At 65.0% G+C, this 20595-nt stretch carries 19 protein-coding genes; 11 read left to right on the plus strand and 8 right to left on the minus strand.

Annotation, left to right across the window (positions count from 1 at the left end; translation table 11 throughout):
* Positions 1 to 74: 74 nt before the first annotated feature.
* Positions 75 to 2150 (minus strand): excinuclease ABC subunit UvrC, encoded by a 2076-nt coding sequence (gene uvrC / locus FNL56_RS22210; protein WP_143575026.1) that lies wholly within the window; start codon positions 2148 to 2150, stop codon positions 75 to 77.
* Positions 2151 to 2446: 296 nt separating this feature from the next.
* Between uvrC and FNL56_RS22215 the strand changes: the two genes are divergently transcribed.
* Entirely contained in the window at positions 2447 to 3073 is a 627-nt protein-coding gene (locus tag FNL56_RS22215; RefSeq protein WP_143575027.1) for an outer membrane protein, read from the plus strand.
* A 151-nt stretch (positions 3074 to 3224) separates the two neighbouring features.
* Here the strand turns inward: FNL56_RS22215 and FNL56_RS22220 are convergent, their stop codons facing one another.
* The 4 genes from FNL56_RS22220 to FNL56_RS22235 all read right to left on the minus strand — a co-directional run bounded on the left by FNL56_RS22220 (position 3225) and on the right by FNL56_RS22235 (position 6012).
* Positions 3225 to 3440: a cold-shock protein gene (locus tag FNL56_RS22220; RefSeq protein ID WP_143575028.1), complete on the minus strand. Its 216-nt coding sequence runs from the start codon at positions 3438 to 3440 to the stop codon at positions 3225 to 3227.
* 285 nt (positions 3441 to 3725) lie between these two features.
* Positions 3726 to 4586 (minus strand): 23S rRNA (adenine(2030)-N(6))-methyltransferase RlmJ, encoded by an 861-nt coding sequence (locus tag FNL56_RS22225; RefSeq protein WP_143575029.1) that lies wholly within the window; start codon positions 4584 to 4586, stop codon positions 3726 to 3728.
* Between the two features lie 191 nt (positions 4587 to 4777).
* A complete protein-coding gene (locus FNL56_RS22230; protein ID WP_143575030.1) occupies positions 4778 to 5458 on the minus strand; it encodes a ribonuclease T2 family protein in 681 nt (226 codons plus the stop codon).
* 71 nt (positions 5459 to 5529) lie between these two features.
* Complete coding sequence (locus tag FNL56_RS22235) at positions 5530 to 6012, minus strand: hypothetical protein (protein ID WP_143575031.1); 483 nt, start codon at positions 6010 to 6012, stop codon at positions 5530 to 5532.
* Positions 6013 to 6175: 163 nt separating this feature from the next.
* On the opposite strand from FNL56_RS22235, the gene FNL56_RS22240 reads away from it, so the two are divergent.
* The 3 genes from FNL56_RS22240 (at position 6176) to FNL56_RS22250 (ending at position 8065) form a co-directional block, all read left to right on the plus strand.
* Positions 6176 to 6463 (plus strand): hypothetical protein, encoded by a 288-nt coding sequence (locus FNL56_RS22240; RefSeq protein WP_143575032.1) that lies wholly within the window; start codon positions 6176 to 6178, stop codon positions 6461 to 6463.
* 47 nt (positions 6464 to 6510) lie between these two features.
* On the plus strand, positions 6511 to 7038 hold the full coding sequence (locus FNL56_RS22245) for a DUF3617 domain-containing protein (protein WP_143582386.1): 528 nt from the start codon (positions 6511 to 6513) through the stop codon (positions 7036 to 7038).
* A 235-nt stretch (positions 7039 to 7273) separates the two neighbouring features.
* On the plus strand, positions 7274 to 8065 hold the full coding sequence (locus tag FNL56_RS22250; protein WP_143575034.1) for a thioesterase family protein: 792 nt from the start codon (positions 7274 to 7276) through the stop codon (positions 8063 to 8065).
* Positions 8066 to 8249: 184 nt separating this feature from the next.
* Here FNL56_RS22250 and FNL56_RS22255 read toward each other — a convergent pair whose 3' ends face one another.
* Both FNL56_RS22255 and hisS read right to left on the minus strand, forming a co-directional pair.
* Positions 8250 to 8456 (minus strand): tautomerase family protein, encoded by a 207-nt coding sequence (locus FNL56_RS22255; protein ID WP_143575035.1) that lies wholly within the window; start codon positions 8454 to 8456, stop codon positions 8250 to 8252.
* Between the two features lie 35 nt (positions 8457 to 8491).
* Positions 8492 to 10024, minus strand: a complete 1533-nt coding sequence (hisS, locus tag FNL56_RS22260) for a histidine--tRNA ligase (protein WP_143575036.1) — start codon at positions 10022 to 10024, stop codon at positions 8492 to 8494.
* Between the two features lie 203 nt (positions 10025 to 10227).
* Here hisS and FNL56_RS22265 point away from each other — a divergent pair, with 203 nt between their 5' ends.
* From FNL56_RS22265 to FNL56_RS22280, 4 genes are all read left to right on the plus strand, one after another.
* Positions 10228 to 10854 (plus strand): phage holin family protein, encoded by a 627-nt coding sequence (locus FNL56_RS22265; RefSeq protein ID WP_143578291.1) that lies wholly within the window; start codon positions 10228 to 10230, stop codon positions 10852 to 10854.
* Positions 10854 to 12005, plus strand: a complete 1152-nt coding sequence (locus FNL56_RS22270) for a YihY/virulence factor BrkB family protein (protein ID WP_143575038.1) — start codon at positions 10854 to 10856, stop codon at positions 12003 to 12005. Before FNL56_RS22265 ends, FNL56_RS22270 begins: the two co-directional genes overlap by 1 nt.
* Before the next feature lie 103 nt (positions 12006 to 12108).
* A complete protein-coding gene (locus FNL56_RS22275) occupies positions 12109 to 13593 on the plus strand; it encodes an EAL domain-containing protein (protein WP_143575039.1) in 1485 nt (494 codons plus the stop codon).
* Between the two features lie 15 nt (positions 13594 to 13608).
* On the plus strand, positions 13609 to 14463 hold the full coding sequence (locus FNL56_RS22280) for a TIGR01459 family HAD-type hydrolase (protein WP_143582387.1): 855 nt from the start codon (positions 13609 to 13611) through the stop codon (positions 14461 to 14463).
* A gap of 188 nt (positions 14464 to 14651) precedes the next feature.
* Here the strand turns inward: FNL56_RS22280 and FNL56_RS22285 are convergent, their stop codons facing one another.
* Positions 14652 to 15047: a response regulator gene (locus tag FNL56_RS22285; RefSeq protein ID WP_143575041.1), complete on the minus strand. Its 396-nt coding sequence runs from the start codon at positions 15045 to 15047 to the stop codon at positions 14652 to 14654.
* 660 nt (positions 15048 to 15707) lie between these two features.
* Here FNL56_RS22285 and FNL56_RS22290 point away from each other — a divergent pair.
* The 3 genes from FNL56_RS22290 (at position 15708) to lspA (ending at position 20566) form a co-directional block, all read left to right on the plus strand.
* Positions 15708 to 16679 (plus strand): bifunctional riboflavin kinase/FAD synthetase, encoded by a 972-nt coding sequence (locus FNL56_RS22290; protein ID WP_143575042.1) that lies wholly within the window; start codon positions 15708 to 15710, stop codon positions 16677 to 16679.
* Between the two features lie 198 nt (positions 16680 to 16877).
* Complete coding sequence (ileS, locus tag FNL56_RS22295; RefSeq protein ID WP_143575043.1) at positions 16878 to 19886, plus strand: isoleucine--tRNA ligase; 3009 nt, start codon at positions 16878 to 16880, stop codon at positions 19884 to 19886.
* Between the two features lie 176 nt (positions 19887 to 20062).
* Complete coding sequence (gene lspA / locus FNL56_RS22300; RefSeq protein WP_246660756.1) at positions 20063 to 20566, plus strand: signal peptidase II; 504 nt, start codon at positions 20063 to 20065, stop codon at positions 20564 to 20566.
* Positions 20567 to 20595 lie beyond the last annotated feature (29 nt).

Here is a 20595-nt window from a genome sequence, read left to right on the forward strand (position 1 = left end):
AACCGCCGTAGCTCACCGGCTGCCAGATTACCATCAAACCATTCCCGCCATGCGGCAGCGACATGACAACCCCTTCATCGCGGCGCGGGCTGGGCATGGAAAAAATCGAAAATTTTTCGCGCGTTCTCCGTCGAGATACCGGGAACCTTGCCGAGGTCGCCGACCGAGGCGCGCTCGATGGCTTTCAGGGTTCCAAAATGGTGCAGCAGCGCCCGTTTGCGGGTCGGGCCGATGCCGGGAATTTCCTGCAGGCCGGCCTCGCGGATATCCTTCTTGCGCAGCGTGCGGTGCGAACCGATCACGAATCGATGCGCCTCGTCGCGCAGCCGCTGGATGAAATACAGCACGGGATCGCGCGGCTGCAGCTTGATCGCCGGGCGGTCCGGCATGAACAGCGTCTCCTGGCCGGCGTCGCGCTCCGGCCCCTTGGCGACCGACATCAGCGTCACCTGCTTGAGCTCCAGCGCGTCGAAGATTTCCTTCACCGCGTTGAGCTGGCCGCGGCCGCCGTCGATGATGACGAGATCCGGCCATTGCGGCACGTCGTCGTCCTGGACCTTGGGCTTGGCCGCGTCGCCCTCCGCCGGGGGCGCCAGCAGGCGCTTGAAGCGGCGCTGCAGCACCTCCTTCATCATCGCGTAGTCGTCGCCCGGCGTCAGGCCTTCCGACTTGATGTTGAACTTGCGGTACTGGTTTTTCAGGAATCCGTCCGGCCCCGCCACGATCATCGCGCCGACCGCATTGGTGCCCTGGATGTGGCTGTTGTCGTAGACCTCGATCCGCTTCGGGACCCCCGGCAGGCCGAGCGTGGTGCAGATGCCCTGCAGCAGCCGGGCCTGGGTCGCGGTGTCGGCCAGCTTGCGGCCGAGCGCCTCGCGGGCGTTGGTCAGCGCGTGCGCCACCAGTTCCTTCTTCTCGCCGCGCTGCGGAGTGAGGACCTCGACCTTGAAACCGGCCTTGATTGACAGCGCCGACGCCATCAGCTCGGCATCCTCGATGGCATGCGACAGCAGGATCATCTTCGGCGGCGGCTTGTCGTCGTAGAATTGCGACAGGAACGAGGACAGCACCTCCTCCGGCGTGAAGCTTTTCTCCGCTCGCGGGAAATAGGCGCGGTTGCCCCAGTTCTGGCCGGTGCGGAAGAAGAACACCTCGACGCAGGAATAGCCGCCATCCTGGTGGATGGCGAACACGTCGGCCTCCTCCACGGTGCGCGGGTTGATGCCCTGCTGCGACTGGATCGCCGACAGCGCGGCAAGCCGGTCGCGGTACAGCGCCGCGCGCTCGAACTCCATTTCGCTGGAGGCTTTTTCCATCTCGCCGGCGAGCTGCTGTTTCACCGCCCGCGAACGGCCGGACAGGAAGTCCTTGGCCTCTTTCACCAGCTCGGTATAGCCGGGGAAATCGATCTCGCCGGTGCACGGGCCAGAGCAGCGCCGGATCTGGTACAGCAGGCACGGCCTCGTCCGGCTCTCGAAAAACGAATCCGTGCACGAGCGCACGAGGAACGCACGCTGCAGCGCGGTGATGGTGCGGTTGACCGAGCCGACCGAGGCGAACGGGCCGAAATAGCGCCCCGGCCGCGACTGCGCGCCGCGATGCTTGACGATCTGCGGCGCCCAATGGTCGCCGGTGAGCAGGATATAGGGGAACGACTTGTCGTCGCGCAGCAGCACGTTGAAGCGCGGCCGCAACTGCTTGATCAGGTTGGCCTCGAGCAGCAGCGCCTCGGTCTCGGTCGCCGTCGAGATGATCTCGACCATCACGGTCGCCGCGATCATCCGCGCGATCCGCATCACGTGGCCGGTCGGCCGGGCGTAGGACGACAGGCGCTTCTTCACGTTCTTGGCCTTGCCGACGTAGAGCACGTCATTGGCGGCATTCAGCATACGATAGACGCCCGGCGAGTGCGGGGCGTGCTTCACGGCATGCTCGATCGCGGCGCGGCCGAGCGCCAGCGGGCCTTCCAGCACCGGCTCGCCGGAATCATCCTCGGCGACGTCCGGCAGCGCGCCATCTTCCTCGTCGTCGGCGGCGCTGTCGGTATCCAGTTCGGGGGCGGTCGCTGGCGGCAGGTCGGAAGAAGCCGCCTCGGGTTCCGGAGCGGGCTCAGCCGGAATCGGCGGCAGGTCGGTGGGGTCTTGAATCATGGGCCTGATTTAAGCGTTGCCGCGCCTGATCGCCAGCATCGGATTCGAGGTCCGGGTTGCGGAAGCGGCCATAAGACGACGAACCGCATCCGGGAAGCGAGAGCCCGAGTTTCGCCCGATCCATGCCAAAAGTAAGACTTTTTTAACGGCGATAGAGCGCCGAACCGCCGAATTAAGATTTGCTTAATTCAAAACTCCCACAAATCGTCTCAAGAAAAGATCGAATTCCGTAACCCTAAGGCTTCGTTCGAAACAGGTCCGGGTTGCGGCAGTACAGCGTTTTTGGAGAGTTTGAGATGAGCAAGTGTGCGTTCGCGGCAGTCGCCGTTCTTCTGGCGGGTGTGGTTTCGGCCGAGGCGGCGGATCTGCCCTATCGTTCGCGCCAGCCCTACACCGTGAACCAGCCGCTCAATGGCTATAGCTGGGCCGGCCCCTATCTCGGCGGCACGCTCGGCTACGAATGGGGCAACGTTTCCAATTCCGGCGCCAAGCCGTCCGGTTTCGTCGGCGGCGTGACCGGCGGCTACAACTGGCAGAGCGGCAACGTGGTGTTCGGTATCGAAGGCGACATGCAGGGCTCCACCGCGGATGACCGCTTCGCCAATTACAAGTTCTCGAACCCGTGGTTCGGCACCGTGCGCGGCCGTATCGGCTATGCCTTCAACAACGTGCTGATCTACGGCACCGGCGGCCTCGCCTTCGGCAGCCTGGAGACGGAATCGCTCATCACCGGTCTGCAGCAGTCGAAGACGTCGGCCGGCTACGCCGTCGGCGTCGGTGCCGAAGTCGGCATCTACCAGAACTGGACCGCGAAGATCGAGTATCTCTACGTCAACCTGTCCGCCAACGACTACACGCTCACCAGCGCACGGAACGGCCTCGACTTCGGCACCGTCCGCCTCGGCGTGAACTACCACTTCTAATCCAACCAAGAGACGACACGGCAACAACCTCCCGGCCGTTCACGCGGCCGGGATTTTTGTCGTCTGTAGCCCGGATGACAATCCGGGGCCGGCGCTTCGATGATGCAAAGATTCCCGGATTGCGCTTCGCTCCATCCGGGCTACGCACGCCTCACGCCATCACCACCAGATTGACCGCCTTCGGCCCCTTGCCCTTCTTGTCGGGCTCGACTTCGAAGGTGATGCGCTGGCCCTCGTTCAGGTCCTTCAGGCCGGCGCGTTCGACTGCGGTGATGTGCACGAACACATCGCGTCCGCCGTCGTCCGGCTTGATGAAGCCGTAGCCGCGCTCGCCGTTGAAAAATTTGATCGTACCCGTCATGGCCATCGGGAAACTCCTCTCCCCGCACTGCTCCCCCGCAGCGCTCACGCGCCGCGACCGACCGGACATTCACTGTCGTCGGAAAGCTTGGCCTTGTTCGACGGGCGCTTGTTTCCGCGCCATTTCATGCATCGAGGCCTTGTCACTCCGCCGCCCCCATTCGCGGAAGCGGAACGTAAAGCCAGTCCCAATCGAGGCAGCATAATACGGTTCCCCGCGGATTGCCTACGGGAAATACAGCTTTGGCGTGCGACGTTTGGTAGTTAGCTACTGGATGGTTCAGAAGCGTACTTACGGTTTGACCGTCTCGAGCCGGAAGCGCCCGGCGCCACCTAGGCCGAGCGGCTTCTCCAGCTCGGGCAGGATCGCCTTCAGCTCGGCCATCAGTTTCCATGGCGGGTTGACGATCAGCAGGCCGGCCGAGGTCAGACCGCCGTCCGCCTCCTGCGGCGCGACGCTGAATTCGAGCCGCAGCACCTTGCCCGGGGTTGGGGCGGCGGCGGCCGTCGCGGCGACATGCTGCGCCAGCGTGTCGGTGGCACGGCGGCTTTTCACCGGGTACCACATCACGAAAATGCCGGTCGCCCATTTGGCAAAGGCCTCGTCGAAGCCGTAAGCCATCCGCTCGAACTCGTCCTTCTTCTCGAACGGCGGATCGATCAACACCAGGCCGCGACGCTCGTTCGGCGGCACGAAGGCGGGCAGCCCGACCCAGCCGTCGATGTCGACGACGCGGGCCTGCTTGTCGCGGCGCAGCGCCGAGATCAGATGCTTTCGCGCCGTCGGCTCCAGTTCGCAGGCGACCATGCGGTCCTGCGGCCGCATCAGCCGGCGGGCGATCAATGGCGAGCCGGGATAGACCTTCAGCTCGCGCGGCTTGTTGAAGGCGCGCACGATCTCGAGATAGGGCTCGACCAGCGGCACGGTGGATTCGGTGAAGCGCGCCTGCATCGCGCGCGCGATGCCGGTGGTCCATTCCCCGGTGCGCGTCGCCTCGTCGCCATGCAGGTCATAGACCCCGGCGCCGGCATGGCTGTCGATGACGCGGAACGGCGCCTCCTTCTCGCGCAGATGCATGAGAATGCGGACCAGCACGATGTGCTTGATGACGTCGGCAAAGTTACCGGCGTGAAAGGCGTGGCGATAATTCATGGCCGAAGCCATACGCTATGCGGGGGACCGAGCAAAGGGCGGCTTGCTTCACCTCTCCCCAGCGGGGAGAGGTCGGAGCCTCGCGCCAGCGAGGGTTCGGGTGAGGGGGAGCCCCACACTCCCAGCCCAGCCCCCTCACCCGCCCGGGCTTCGCCCGGTCGACCTCTCCCCAACGGGGAGAGGTAAAAAAACTACCCGCCGCGCATGGGCGGCATCACGACCTGGTCCCGGCGGCAGGCGCGGCGGTCGATTTCCTCGCAGGCGCGGAACTGGAGGTCCTTGCTCAGGCAGATCCGGACCTCGCTGAGCCTCGTGCGATCGCAGGTGACCGCGATCGCCGACTGGCTGAGCCCCGGATTGACCTTGATGAAGGCCTCCTCGATCGCCGCCGGTGAGACCGTCTTGACGCTGGCGAGGTCGAGATATTCCTCGGGGATCTTGATGCCGGCCCGCGCCTTGCGGACGGCCTCGAAATAGCCCCGCGCGCTTAAGCCCGAACAGGTGCCGTGCTTGTCCCATTCGTTGAAGATCAGACCCGGCGCCGGCATCAGGTCAAGCATCGAGGTCATGATGTTGCGGTCGAGCCGCGGCGACGGGCGCTGGCAGTAATCCGGGAAGCCGCGCTCATATTGCGGCCACAGCCCGTGCACCACGAAAGCGTAGGGCCGGCCGCCGCACTGCATCTGCTGCGAGCGTCCGCCGTTGTTGCGCTCCTGTGCCGCCTCGCAAAACGACGGCGACCACGATAGCGCCAGCACGTAGAAATCGAATTCGCCGGGCGCGCTCTGCCGGCGGTCTTGCGCCTGGGCCATGCCCAGCAATGTCGCCCACACCAGCCCGACGGCCAGCGTGATTCGCAATAGATATGACATGACGCCCCGCCCCCTGAATGGCGCGAGCCTAGTCAGGCCCCCGCTTCAATTCAAGAACCGTCTGCGCGAGCTTATTTCCTGGCCGCGCGGCAGGAGGGATTGTAGGCCCAGTCGCGATCGAGGCCGACGACACACCATTCGACGCCCTGGCCAAAGCCGGCGAAGCCGCCATCCTCGATGATCGAGTAGTTGACCTGACGCGCCTTGCCGTCGTTCAGCATTGCATGTGCGGTGCAATAGCGACGCGGGATGTTGTTGGATGCCCAGGGGCGGAAGGCGGTCTCGTGGACGCGGTCATAGCCGGTGATCACAAGGGCCGAATTCCAGAAGGTGCTTTCCTTCTCCTGGAACTGCGACGAGATGGTCTGCAGCGCCGCCGCGCAATCAGCGACGCGTCCGTCATATTTCGGGCCGGACAGCCAGAAGTTCAGCTCCAGCGGATTGGCGGCCTGCGCGCCCGGCGCCAGGGCCAGCAGCCCGAACACGGCACCGGCGATCGCCGCCAAAACGGCTTTCCTTCCGGCTTTCTTCCAGGATGAAATGAGGTCGCGCATGGGGAATCCGCCGGCTGTTGTGATGTTCCCAACGGTGCCGCGAAGGCTGCGCGGGGTCAAGTGCGCCGCGGCAACACCCGGAGCACAACTCTGTCATGGGCGCTGCCCGTTCTTTTCAGCGTCGCCATAGCCCTCTAAGGTGCGACCAACGATGGAGATGACGATGTTCATGATTCGGCCAGCGATGGTACTGGCAATACTGACACTGCTGGCGGGCACAGCGAACGCCGACACGGTTCCCACGTTCAAGGGCAACGACACCGGCGGCATCATCAGCACCCAGCTGGTCAGCCAGACCGATGTCCGTCAGCTTGCGGTCGACCATTGTGCGCAATACGGCAAGGTGGTCAAATTCCTCGGCGCGCAGAACACCTATGGCGGCTACGTTTCGTTTGCCTGCCGCTGGGTGCCGTACGGTTCGTCGGACCGGCCGTTGCGCGTCCGCTACTGAAGCTTCGAGGCCAGCTGAGCGCCTCATCTGCACCGGGAGAGCGGAGCATGATGCGACTGACCGTGTTGAGTATCGCCGCGCTGTGCACCGCTGCGACGGCGGCCCAGTCCGTCGAGCTGCCGACCCGCAAGGCCGGGCTGTGGGAGCTGAAGATGCTCCGCCCCGGCGGCACGACACCCGAAGTCACGATGCAGCACTGCACCGCCGAGGCCACCGACAAGCAGATGACGGCGAATTTTTCGCCGATGGCCAAGCAGAACTGTAGCAAGAACGACACCACGCAGACCGCTACCGGCTATGTGACCGATTCCGTCTGCAGCTTCGGTGGCGCGACGCTGACCTCGCATAGCGAGATCACCGGCGACTTCAATGTCGGCTATGCGATGAAGGTGATTTCGAGCAGCGACAAGCCGGTCGCCGCCGGCGTGCCGGCCGACAGCACGGTGATGCTGGAAGCCAAGTGGCTCGGCGCCTGCGCCGCCGACCAGCGCCCCGGCGACATCGTGATGCCCGGCGGCTTCCGCATGAACATCAAGGACATGGAAAAGCTCAAGGGCTTGCTGCCGAAGCAGTAGCTCGCTGTCATTCCGGGGCGCGAGCGCACCAGCGCGAGCGAACCTCAGCCACTCCAATTGGAGTGGCGGGGAATCTCGAGATGGGACGATGAACATTCCGGGGTTCCGGGTCTCCATCGGCCGGCTTCGCCGTCCGCTGCATCCCGGAACGACAGATGGGGGCGCGCCGAACGCATGTTTCCCATCCCCCGCATATCCGCTATAGATGACGCCTATCATATATAGCGGAGGCCCCATGACCGACTTCACCGAATTGATGCACAGCCTGACGCCCGCCGAGGACGGCTTCAGCGTCACCGTGAGCGACGACTGGCTGCAGGGCCGCACCGTCTATGGCGGGCTGGCCGCCGCGCTGTGCCTGCAAAGCGCGCGTGCCTCCTTCGAAGGTCTGCCGCCGCTGCGCTCGGCGCAGATCGCCTTCATCGGCCCGGCCACCGGCAAGCTGCAGGTGGCGCCCCGCGTGCTGCGCAAGGGCAAGTCGACGGTATTCGTCGGCGTCGATCTGACCGGCGAGGCCGGCCTCGCCACCCGCGCCACGTTCTGTTTCGGCGCGGCGCGCGCCTCGGCGTTCGCGCACAATGTCATGATGGCGCCGGACGCGCCGGCGCCCGAGAGCTGCCGCGATTTCTTCCGCAACGCCCCGCCGGGACTGAGCTTCGTGCAGCATTTCGACGGCCGCTTCGTCGGCGGCGCGCTGCCATTCAGCGGCGCCGAGCATCCGGAGATGACGCTGTGGCTGCGGCATCGCTCGACAGCCAAGGCATCGCCGCTGGTGGCGCTGCTGGCGCTGGCCGACGCGCCGCCGCCGGCGGCCTCGACGATGGCGAGCGCGCCGTCGCCGATCAGCACCATGACCTGGTCGGTCGATCTGTTGACCGACCGGATCGAGACCACCGACGGCTGGTGGCTGCTGCGCACCAGCGCCGAACAGATCGGCGACGGCTATTCCAGCCAGGCGATGACGGTGTGGAACGCGAACGGCACGGCGGTGATGGCCGCCCGACAGAATATTGCGGTGTTCGGGTGATCTTGCTTCCTTCTCCCCCGCGCGAAGCGAAGCTTCGCTAGCTGGGAGAAGGTGGCCGCGCGTAGCGCGGTCGGATGAGGGGTATCGCCGGTTCGGAGCCTCGGCACCCCTCACCCGTCTCGAACCGCTATGCGGTTCGATCCACCCTCTCCCACAAGGGGAGAGGGGAAGCCAGAGCGTGCGTCTACTTCTTCGCGGCTTCGGCCTTGCGCTCGATGAAGGTCTTGCCGCCCTTCATCTTGTTGTTGTGCTGAGCCTCGTTGATCTGGATCACGACGGCTTCGGCATCGACACCGAAATGCTTCATCATCGAATGCGTGATGTCGAGCATGACCGCCTTCTTGGCTTCTTCGGTGCGGCCGGCGGCCAGGCTGATGGTGACTTCAGGCATTTCAAACTCCCAATGCGTTGATTATCGCGAGTGGATTAATTCCACTTCACGCCGTGTCTGTCGAGGATCCTACGCACGCCCTCGACGAGATCCGCTTCCGCGACCTTGACCTGCGCCTCGCTCTGCTTGGCGAGATATTCGTCGCGGTCGCCTTCCAGCTTCGACAGCTCGGCGCCGAGGATCAGGTCCTTCAGCAGCACCACGCCCTCGGCCTGCTCGTCGCCGCCCTGGATGATGACGCAGGGCGAGTTGCGGCGGTCGGCATATTTGAGCTGGTTGCCCATGTTCTTCGGATTGCCAAGGTAGAGTTCGGCGCGGATGCCGGCATTGCGCAACGTCGCGACCATCTTCTGGTAGTCGGCGATGCGCGCTCTATCGAACACGGTGACGACGACGGGACCGGCGGCCGGCGTGGTGTCGAGCTTGCCCAGCATGGTGAGCGCAGCCTGCAGCCGCGACACGCCGATCGAGAACCCGGTCGCCGGCACCGGCTCACCGCGAAAGCGCGAGACGAGGCCGTCATAACGACCACCGCCACCGACCGAGCCGAACCGCACGGGGCGGCCTTTTTCGTCTTCCGTCGGGATAGTCAGTTCTACCTCGTAGACCGGGCCAGTGTAGTATTCGAGGCCGCGGACCACGGAGGGATCGATGACGATGCGTCCATCGTAACCTGATGCACTCGCAATCGCATCGATTTGCGTGAGCTCCGAGATGCCTTCGCGACCAATGCTGCTTTCTCCAACGGCACTCTCGAAGTTGGCAAGCGTGACGGCATTCGACGATACGGTGCTTTCTGCGCCAGACGGCTCTCCCGGCGTCCCCGTGACAGCGAGAATGCGTGTGATTTGAGATCCGTCCAGGCCTGCGCCTTTGGTGAAATCACCTTTGCCCTCTTCGCCACCATCCCATCGGCCTGGACCGAGCAACTTCTCGATCTCGGCAACAGAGAACTTGTCCAGCTTATCGATGGCCCGCATGACCGTGAGCCACTGGGCATCATCAGTGATAGCAAGCTGCTCGCGCAAACCGTCGAAGATCTTTCGGTTGTTGACCCTGACGACGTACTGCCCGGTCAGCCCCAGCTTCTCCATCGCGTCCGCCGCCATCATGCACATCTCAGCATCTGCGGCGGGCGACGCGCTGCCCACCGTGTCGGCGTCGAACTGCATGAACTGGCGGAAGCGGCCGGGGCCGGGCTTTTCGTTGCGATAGACATAGCCCGCGCGGTAGCTGCGATACGGCTTCGGCAGATGGTCAAAATTCTCCGCGACGTAGCGCGCCAAGGGCGCCGTCAAATCGTAGCGCAGGCTGATCCACTGCTCGTCATCGTCCTGGAACGAGAACACGCCTTCGTTGGGCCGGTCCTGATCGGGGAGGAATTTGCCGAGCGCGTCGGTGAATTCCATCGTCGGGGTCTCGACCGGCTCGAAGCCGTAGCGCTCATAGACCTCGCGGATCGTCTCGGTCATGCGCCTCGTGGCGGCGATCTCCGCCGGACCGCGGTCGCCGAGGCCGCGCGGCAGGCGGGCGCGGAGTTTCTGGGGCTTCTTCGGTTTGTCGGCCATGTCGTCAGCAATTCGTTGGATGTCACGCGGGATCCACGCGGGTTACCAGCGCCGGCCCGCAGCGGCAAGCCAGACCCGTTCCCTGGACGCGGCGCGGCGCGCCCTGGTGCGGGCGTGGCGCCTCCTGCCGCGGAACCTTACCCCCGTGTTGTCGTTCCATTTGCGGCGCAGCCATGGCGCCTGTCGAGAACGAGGCTCCCCCGATGCATCCCCTTGCGATTGCCCTGTTGCGAACCGGGCTGGCGCTCAAGATCAGTCAGGTCAAGCGCGCGACCGAATCCTATGCGCGAGACCGGGTCGAGCAGACCCAGGGTACGGCGGTTTCCTACGCGGTTGCGGGCGGGCTGTACGCCGCGGCCGGCATCTTCGCCATCGCGCTGCTGCTGGTCGGCGCCACCGCCCTGTTCCGCTGGATCGAGATCAGTTACGGCCTGTTTCAGGCGTTTGGAGCGACGGCAGCCATGCTGCTGGTGCTGGCCATCATATGCGCTGCGCTGGCCGCGAGCCGGCTGAAGCAGCCCGCCAAACGCTTTCCCAGCCTTGGCAGCCGCCTGCGCGTGGCGATCTCTGCCACGCCCGGCAAGCAACCGCCAACCCCCATTGCGCAGGCGCGCAACACGGCGGCGGAAGTGCTCTCCCAGCCGGCGTCTCCCCACGCGGCGCCCTTCGGCAGCAATTCGACCCGCAAGCCGCGGCCGACCTCGCCGTCGCTGACGCTGCCCACACAGGCCAAAGCAGGCCTGGTGTTGGCCGCCGCGCTGGCCGCCTGGGCGATGGCCCGGCGCCGGAGCATTCGACCGCGGCGCCCGGCGGGGAAAGCTTCCGTCTGATGGCTACCAGACGCCCCGACGTGGAAAACCTGGCGCTGCTCGCGGCCGGCGCCTTCGCCGCCTGGGCAGTGCAGAGCTATCTGGCGGGCCAGACCGCGCAGGCGAGACTTCCAGCCGCGCCGGACGCGCCGTCCAACGAGTTGGCTCCGATGGTGGGTGACACCTCGGTGCCGCCGCCGCGCGCCTTCCACCGCGAACTGGTCCAGCGCGGCCGCGGCCGGCGCTCGACCCATCCGCTCCAGATTCCCTGGGCGGGCTGGAAGGATATCCTGTGGCGGACCTATGAGCGCACCAATGAGGACCGCCTGCTGGCGATCGCCGCCGGCGTGGTATTCTTCGGCCTGCTCGCCGTCTTCCCGGCGATCACCGCGCTGGTTTCCAGCTACGGCCTGTTTGCCGATCCCGCCACCATTTCCGACAATCTGCGGACGCTGGCCTATATGTTGCCGGACGGCTCGTACCAGATCGTGCAGGACCAGATCGCGCGGGTGCTGGGCAACGGCCAGACCCGGCTCGGCTTTACCTTCCTGTTCGGTCTGGCGCTGGCGCTGTGGAGCGCCAATGCCGGCGTCAAGGCGGTGATCGACGCCCTCAACGTGGTCTATGGCGAGCGCGAAAAGCGCAGCTTCATCAAGCTCAACCTGCTGTCGCTGACCTTCACCACCTGCGCCATCGCGGGGCTGATGCTGATGGTCGGCGGCGTCGTGGCGCTGCCGCTGATGCTGGACCGGGTCGGGCTGGCCTATGACAGCCAGGTCGTCGTCAGCCTCGTGCGCTGGCCGCTTCTGCTGGCGCTGCTGATCTTGTCGCTCGGCATTCTCTACCGCTTCGGGCCGAGCCGGCCGGGCGCGCGCTGGCAGTGGCTCGGCGTCGGCACGGTGGTCGCAGCCCTGCTGTGGATCGCGGGTTCCTCGCTGCTGTCCTGGTACCTGTCGAATTTCGGCAATTACAGCGCTACCTATGGTTCGCTGGGCGCCGCCATCGGCCTGATGACCTGGATGTGGATGTCGTCGATCATCGTGCTGGTCGGCGCCGAGCTGAATTCGGAAATCGAGCACCAGACCGCGATCGATACCACCGTCGGCCCCGGCCTGCCGATGGGGTCGCGCGGCGCGACGATGGCCGATACGCTCGGCAAAGCCACGGGCTGAACCTTTTCCGGTGTGCAAGCCGGGTAGGTCCGGCTTGCCGAATCAACTTAAATGCTACGCTTGCCAACGCCTCGATTTCAGGCGCCGAGGACCTATGCGCGTCATGATCCGGATTTCGACGATTTTCATCGCCATCTGCATGGTGCTGATCTCGGCCTCGCTCGGCACCGTGCTGTATGCGATGGCCGGCATCAGCGGGCCGGAATCCGCCATCGTGGCTCTGGCCACGCTGACCTTCATGATCCTCTATAATGCGGTGTCGATGCGGTTGCGCGACCGCTCCGAGGCCGGCGGTCAGATCGCCGACCTGTCGCGCGGCACCGTCGATCTGGCCCGCCAGGTCACCGAATTCGGCCGCCGGCTCCAGGCGCTGGAAGCCAAAATGGCGCAGGATACCAAAGTGGCTGCAACGAATAACGGCCCGGACCGCCTGCAGTCGGTAATCGGGGAAATCGGCGAGCTCGGCGCGCTGGTCACCCAGTTGGCCTCCACGGTCGCGACCCATGAGGACCTGCTTACCGCGGAGGACAGGCCGTCACCTGCCCCGGTGACCGCAACCGCCGCCATCGCGCCCCCGGTACCGCCGCAGCTTCGGCCGCAGGCCCCGGCCCCCGATCTGCCGCTCGCCGCCGATATTGCCGAAGACACCGTTACAAAGGTTTCCCCGCTGGCGCTGGCGCCGGCGCAACCACGCAACGACGCCTTGATGCTGGCGACCGTCACCGGCGCGATCAACGCCAACCGGATCGACATCTATCTTCAGCCGATGGTGACGCTGCCGCAGCGCAAGGTGCGCTTTTACGAGGCGGTGACCCGGCTGCGCGACGACAAGGACCAAGTGATCGTCGCCGATGATTTCATCGCCGCCGCGGACGCCGCCGGGCTGATGGGCCAGATCGACCATACCGTGATGCTGCGCTGCATGCAGGTGCTGCGCCGGCTGATGGTGCGCAACAAGGAGGTCGGCGTGTTCTGCAATGTCGCGGCCTCGACGCTGTCGAACGCCGACAGCTTCGCGCAATGCATCGATTTTCTCGACGCCAACCGCGCGCTGGCCTCGTCCTTCGTGCTGGAATTCAAGCAGGCGACGTTTCGCGCGCTCGGGCCGATCGAGAGCGAGCATCTCGCCGCTCTGGCGCAGCGCGGCTACCGGTTCTCGATCGACCACGTCACCGATCTGCGGATCGAGCCGCGCGAACTCGCCGACCGCGGCGTCCGCTTCATCAAGGTGCCGGCGCGGCTGCTGCTCGACCCCGCACAGAATGCCGGCTCCGATATTCATCCGGCCGATCTGTCCGACCTCTTGGGCCGCTTCGGCATCGACCTGATCGCCGAGCGCATCGAGGGCGAGCGCGCGGTCATCGACCTGCTCGACTTCGACGTCCGTTTCGGGCAAGGGTTTTTGTTCGCGGCGCCGCGTCCGCTGCGGCCGGAAGCCCCGGCTGCGGGAGCCGCGACGCCACCCGCCAAGGCGTCGTCATCAGCAGCGGGAGCCAACGGCGCCGGCCGCCGCAGCGACGCTCCGAAAATCGATCCGCCGCGCGTAAGCGGCAGTGCCGCGCTCGCCCGCCGCGCCGGCACGAACTGAACGGCTTTCACTCTTATGACAGAACTTCGATTCGCCGAACGCCTGCGCGACCTCGTGTCCGGCGTGGACGTCATCCTCAGCGACATCTGGGGCGTCGTGCATAACGGCCTGGAGTCATTCCCGGACGCGCGCGAGGCGCTGCACACGTTTCGCGCGAATGGTGGCACTGTGATCCTGATCACCAACGCGCCGCGCCCGGCCGATTCCGTGCAGCGCCAGCTGCGCAAGCTCGGCGTCGCCGACGACATCTATGACGCGATCGTGTCGTCGGGCGACCTGACGCGGAATTTCATCAAAAGCCGGCTCGGCCAGTCGATGTACTGGATCGGGCCGCAGCGCGACAATTCGATCCATCGCGACCTCGACGCCAAATTCGCGCCGCTCGCCGAGGCCGATTACATCGTCTGCACCGGGCCGTTCGACGACGAGGTCGAGACCGCGGAAGACTATCGCGAGACGCTGACGCAGGCGCTGTCGCGAAAACTGACGCTGGTCTGCGCCAACCCGGACATCCTCGTCGAGCGCGGCGACCGCCTGATCTACTGCGCCGGCGCGATCGCCGAGCTGTACCGTGAACTCGGCGGCGACGTGGAATTCTACGGCAAGCCGCACCGCCCGATCTACGACCGCGCGATGGCGCTGGCGAAGGCGAAAACCGGGAAAGACACCCCGCGGGAGCGCGTGCTGGCGATCGGCGATTCCGTCCGCACGGATCTCGTCGGCGCGCATGCCTACGGCATCGATTGCCTGTTCGTCGCCCGCGGCATTCATGCCGGCGAGCTCGAAGGCATCGAGCAGATGGAAGAAGCGGCCGTGACGGAACTGTTCGGGCATCCGCCGAAGGCGTTGATGCGCGAATTGAAGTGGTAGCGCACAAGCAACAGACGGCGCCTTACGTCCCTCGCCCCGCCTGCGGGAAGAGGGTGGCTCGAAGGACCGAAGGTCGTTCGATACGGCTGAGGGGGGCCCGCGAGTGAAACACTGGCAGCCCCTCACCCGAAGCCGAGCTGACGCTCGGCTGCGACCTCTCCCCAACGGGGAGAGGTGAAGAAAGTGCCTTATGCCGGGACGCTGTCCGGGAACACGGCTTCGATCTTGGTCTTCAAGGTCGCAGCGTTGAACGGCTTGACGATGTAGTTGTTCACGCCGGCCTTCTTGGCCGCAATCACGTTCTCGGTCTTGGATTCGGCCGTGATCATGATGAACGGGGTCTGCGACAGGTTGGCGTCGGCGCGCACTTCCTTGAGCAGGTCGTAGCCGGTCATCGGCTCCATGTTCCAGTCCGAGATCACCAGACCATATTTCTTTGTACGCATCTTCTCCAGCGCCGCCGAACCATCGGCAGCATCATCAATGTGCTCGAAACCGAGCTGCTTGAGAAGATTGCGAATGATACGGATCATGGTGTTGTAGTCATCCACCACCAGCACCGTCATCGACAAATCAACCGCCATCTTCATTCCCCCTGAAACCGACACGTGCATGGTCTGGACATTTGCCGGTAGCAAATTTGCCCGGGCGCAGCATCTGCCAAACGTGCTGGCTGCGGCCCGTCTGCAGAATTAGCAGCTGCGATTAAACAGCTCGTTAATCCGGAAGATATTGATTTCATTGTTGCAGTTACGATGGTGCGGAGACACCGAAGAGCGCTTTGGCGCGCAGTCGGGTACCCAATGGCGGCCGTTTCGGGATCTAGGCGTTCATATCCAGCCGGGTCGGACGCGGCGGCGGACGCCTGCGATAGACCTCACGGGCCATTTACGCGTCGAGAATCGCGTTGCGACGCCGGGCTGCGCGGGGGGCTTACGACCTCCTCGACCGCCTCAACCTGTTCGACAAGGATGGTTAGCGCTTCGCTCATAGCGCCAGAACCATTGGATTGATCGATCGATCCGCACCGCTCAAAGCGTGGTTAATAACGCCTTAACAGTTCTCTCGAATGTTTCGCTGAATTGAAGCAAGGCCCTGTTACATCGACATAAAACTCTCCTTTGACGTTGCCTGTAACCGGTCCGGCGGAGGTGTCGGTGTCCGGCGGCTTGACTTCGCCGCCGCCGTCGCGCCACCGTCCCGTGCCCGCCCCGCCGTTTCCAGATCATAAGCGAATCCATCCCATGCCGCCTGGCTTTGCCGTTATCCGCGACTCCACACCCTTGTCCGACATTCCACGCGGGACCGTGGTCGCCATGGGCAACTTCGATGGCGTGCATCTCGGCCATCGCGCCGTGATCCAGGCCGCGCTGGACATGGCGAAGCTGCGGGGCACCACGGCGATGGCGGTGACGTTCGAGCCGCATCCGCGCAGCTATTTCAGCCCGAATACGCCGCAGTTCCGGCTCACCGACGAGACCGGCAAATTGCGGCTGCTGGCAGGGACGGGGCTCGCCGGCGCCGTCGTCATGACCTTCGACCAGGGCCGCGCCGGCACCCCGGCGCAGGATTTCATTCACCATGACCTGATCGAACGGCTGGGCATCTGCGGCATTGCCGTCGGTTACGACTTCCATTTCGGCAAGGGCCGCATCGGCTCGCCCAGCCTGCTGGTCGCCGAGGCGCCGCGACTGGGCATCGAGGTCGATGTGCAGCCGCATGTCGATTTTGCCGATCGCCCGGTGTCCTCCAGCGCGATCCGGGCGGCGCTGGCCGAGGGTCAGATCGACCAGGCCACCAACATGCTCGACGGCCCGTGGTTCGTCACCGGCGAGGTGATCCATGGCCGCAAGCTCGGCCGCGATCTCGGCTACCCAACCGCCAATATTCGCCTGCCCGACAGTTGCGGCCTCAGGCATGGCGTCTATGCCGTGCGGGTCGGCCGCGGCGCCGAGCGTTTCGACGCGGTGGCCAGCTTCGGCCGCCGCCCGACCTTCGACAACGGCGCGCCGCTGCTGGAAGTGTTCCTGTTCGATTTTGCAGGCGACCTGTACGGCCAGACGCTCGACATCGCCTTCATCGCCTTTCTCCGCGGCGAGTTGAAATTCGACGGCATCGAGCCCTTGATCCGGCAGATGGACGACGACAGCGCCCGCGCCCGCGCCGCCCTTGCCGCAGCGCCGGAGGCGTTTCCGAAGCTGGGCCCCCCAGGCTAGCGCAGCCGGCCGGAGCCTACAGGGCTTTGCGCTTCGCCATCCGGCTGCTATTGAGGGCCGATGTTCGCACGGCGGCCCATATCTCGCATTATCGGCCCGGCTTCCGCCTGAGCTTTGCTCGGCGCAAGACCGGGACCGTTGCCGTTCGCCGCGCATCTTGCGCGTTTCCTCGCTTTTTCAGCCGAGCCAGAGCCTTTCATGTCCGACAAGCCCGCCAAATCCGACGCACCGAAGTCCGACGCCCACGATTATTCCAGCACGCTTTATTTGCCGCAGACCGAGTTTCCGATGCGCGCCGGCCTGCCGCAGGCCGAGCCGAAGCTGCTGGAGCGCTGGCAGGAGATCGACCTCTACGGCACCCTGCGCAAGCAATCGAAGGGCAAGCCGAAATTCGTGCTGCATGACGGCCCGCCCTACGCCAATGGCAACATCCATATCGGGCACGCGCTCAACAAGATCCTCAAGGACGTCGTCACCAAGAGCCAGCAGATGCTCGGCTTCGACTCTAATTACGTGCCGGGCTGGGACTGCCACGGCCTGCCGATCGAATGGAAGATCGAGGAGGAGAACTACCGCTCGAAGGGCAAGCCGAAGCCGGACTTCAAGGATTCTGCCGCGATGGTCGCATTCCGCCAGGAATGCCGCGCCTATGCCGGCCGCTGGCTCGACGTGCAGCGCAGCGAATTCAAGCGGCTCGGCATCGTCGGAGACTGGGACGGCCGCTACGCCACCATGGACTTCTTCGCGGAGGCGCAGATTGCCCGCGAACTGATGAAGTTCGCCGCTAACGGCACGCTGTACCGCGGCTCCAAGCCGGTGATGTGGAGCGTGGTGGAAAAGACCGCGCTGGCCGAAGCCGAAGTGGAGTACGAGGACTACACGAGCGATACGGTGTGGGTGAAGTTTCCGGTCAAGGCCGAGTTCGGCCGGCTGGCGAAAGCATCCGTGGTGATCTGGACCACCACGCCGTGGACGCTGCCAGGCAACCGCGCGATCTCGTTCTCCAACAAGATTTCCTACGGCCTCTACAAGGTCACCGACGCGCCGGAAGACAACTGGGTGAAGCCCGGCGAACTGCTGATCCTCGCCGATGCGCTGGCCGAGAGCGTGTTCAAGCAGGCCCGCGTTACCGCCTATGAAAAGAGCGGCGATGTCGACGCCGGCATCCTCGACGCGCTGGAATGCCGCCATCCGCTGGCCGGCCTCAGTGGCGGCTATGAATTCACCGTGCCGCTGATCGAAGGCGACCATGTCACCGACGATACCGGTACCGGCTTCGTGCACACCGCGCCGGGCCACGGCCGCGAGGATTTCGAGGCCTGGATGGCGAACGGCCGCCAGCTCGAGGCGCGCGGCATCTCGTCGGTGATCCCCTACACGGTGGATGAAAACGGCGCGCTCACCGAGCAGGCGCCGGGCTTCGTCGGCGAGCGCGTCATCAACGACAAGGGCGAGAAGGGCGGCGCCAACGAGGCCGTCATCAAGGCTCTGATGGCCGCCGGCATGCTGCTGGCGCGCTCGCGCCTCAAGCACCAGTATCCGCATTCCTGGCGCTCCAAGAAGCCGATCATCTATCGCAACACGCCGCAGTGGTTCATCGCGATGGACAAGGACATCCGCGACGACGGCGTCGCCAAGCCCGCTGACACGCTGCGCCATCGCGCACGCGAGGCCATCAAGGCCACGCAGTGGGTGCCGCCGATGGGCCAGAACCGTATCAACGGCATGATCAACACCAAGCCCGACTGGGTGATCTCGCGGCAGCGCGCCTGGGGCGTGCCGATCGCGGTGTTCGTGCGCGAGAAGGGCGACGGCTCCGCCGAGCTGCTGAATGATGCCGCCGTCAACAAGCGCATCGCCGACGCCTTCGAGGCCGAAGGGGCGGACGCGTGGTATGCCGAAGGCGCGCGCGAGCGTTTCCTCGGCACGCTGTCGAACGAAACCTGGAAGAAGGTCGACGATATCTGCGACGTCTGGTTCGATTCAGGCTCGACCCATGCCTTCGTGCTGGAAGACCCCGTGCACTTCCCGGGCCTTGCCGGCATCCACCGCAAGGTCGATGGCGGCGCGGACACCGTGATGTATCTGGAAGGCTCCGACCAGCACCGCGGCTGGTTCCAGTCGTCGCTGCTGGAGAGCTGCGGCACCCGCGGCCGCGCGCCTTACGACGTCGTGCTGACGCACGGCTTCACGCTCGACGAGAACGGCCGCAAGATGTCGAAATCGGTCGGCAACACCGTCGAACCGCAGAAGGTGATCGCGCAGTCCGGCGCCGACATTTTGCGGCTCTGGGTCTGCGCCACCGACTATGCCGACGACCAGCGCATCGGCCCGGAAATCCTCAAGACCACGATCGAGACCTATCGCAAGCTGCGCAACTCGATCCGCTGGATGCTCGGCACGCTCGCCCACTACAAGCCGGAAGACGCGGTCGCCTTCGCCGACATGCCGGAGCTCGAAAGGCTGATGCTGCACCAGCTCGCGGTTCAGGACGCCGTCGTGCGCGAGGCCTATACCGGTTACGACTACAAGACTGTGGTCGCCTCGCTGTCGACCTTCATGAACACCGAACTGTCGGCGTTCTATTTCGACATCCGCAAGGACACGCTGTATTGCGACGCGCCGTCGTCGCTGGCGCGCAAGGCCGCACTCACCACCATCGACCTGCTGTGCAATGCGATCCTGAAATGGCTGGCGCCGATCCTGTCCTTCACCGCGGAAGAAGCCTGGCGGATGTACCGGCCGGATGCCGAGCCATCCGTGCATCTCACCGAGTTTCCGGAAGGGATTGGCGCCTATCGCAACGACGAACTCGCCGTGAAGTGGGCCTCGATCCGCGACGTCCGCCGTGTCGTCACCGGGGCGCTGGAAGTCGAGCGCGCCGCCAAGCGGATCGGTTCCTCGCTGGAAGCTTCGCCGCTGGTCTACGTCAACGATCCCGCGATCTTCGCAGTGCTCGCCGATATCGATCTGGCCGAAGTGTTCATCACGTCGAATGCCATGATGACCAATGACGACGCGCCGGAAGGTGCCTTCGCGCTGCATGACGTGCCAGGCGTCGCGGTCGTGGTCGAGAAGGCCATCGGCACCAAATGCGCGCGGTCCTGGAAGATCCTGCCTACGGTGGGCGAGGACAAGGAATATCCCGACGTCACCCCGCGGGATGCTGCGGCGTTGCGCGAATGGAAGAAACTGGGCGTCGGCTAGCGATCGTCGCCGCCCGCCAAGTTCATCGTCGTCCCCGCGAAAGCGGGGATCCATAGCCTCCGTCCTCCCGGTTCGGGCTCAGGGTTCGCCATGTCTTTTTCGCCCGGATTGTTTCGACAGCGTGTATGGGTCGCCGCTTTAGCGGGGACGACACGGCGTTGTGGGCGGGCGGCGGCATGACGACCTCCCCTGCCCTTCGCACCGGCATCCTGGCCGCGCTCGCCACCCTGGTGCTCGATCAGGCGTCGAAGCTCTGGCTCTTGTATGTGTTCGACATTTCCCGCCGCGGCGCGGTGGCGGTGACGCCGTTCTTCGACCTGGTGCTGGCCTGGAATACCGGCATCTCCTATGGCTGGTTTTCCGATTCCGGCCCCACCGGCCAGGCGGTGCTGATTGCCGTCAAGGCGCTCGCGGTGGTGGCGCTGGCGGTCTGGATGGCCAAGTCGCAGACCAAACTGGCCACCGTCGCGCTCGGGCTGATCATCGGCGGCGCGATCGGCAATGCGATCGACCGCTTTGCGTGGGGTGCGGTGGTCGATTTCGCCCTGCTGCACGTCGAAATCGCCGGCAAGACCTACAACTGGTACGTGTTCAACCTCGCCGATGTCGCCATCGTTGCCGGGGTTGGCGCCCTGCTGTATGACTCCTTCTTCAACGTCCCCGCCGCAAAAGCGCCCTGATCACGGCCGATACGAACCCCAAGGGCGAA

It is taken from the genome of Tardiphaga sp. vice304, from assembly GCF_007018905.1.
Lineage (GTDB): Bacteria > Pseudomonadota > Alphaproteobacteria > Rhizobiales > Xanthobacteraceae > Tardiphaga.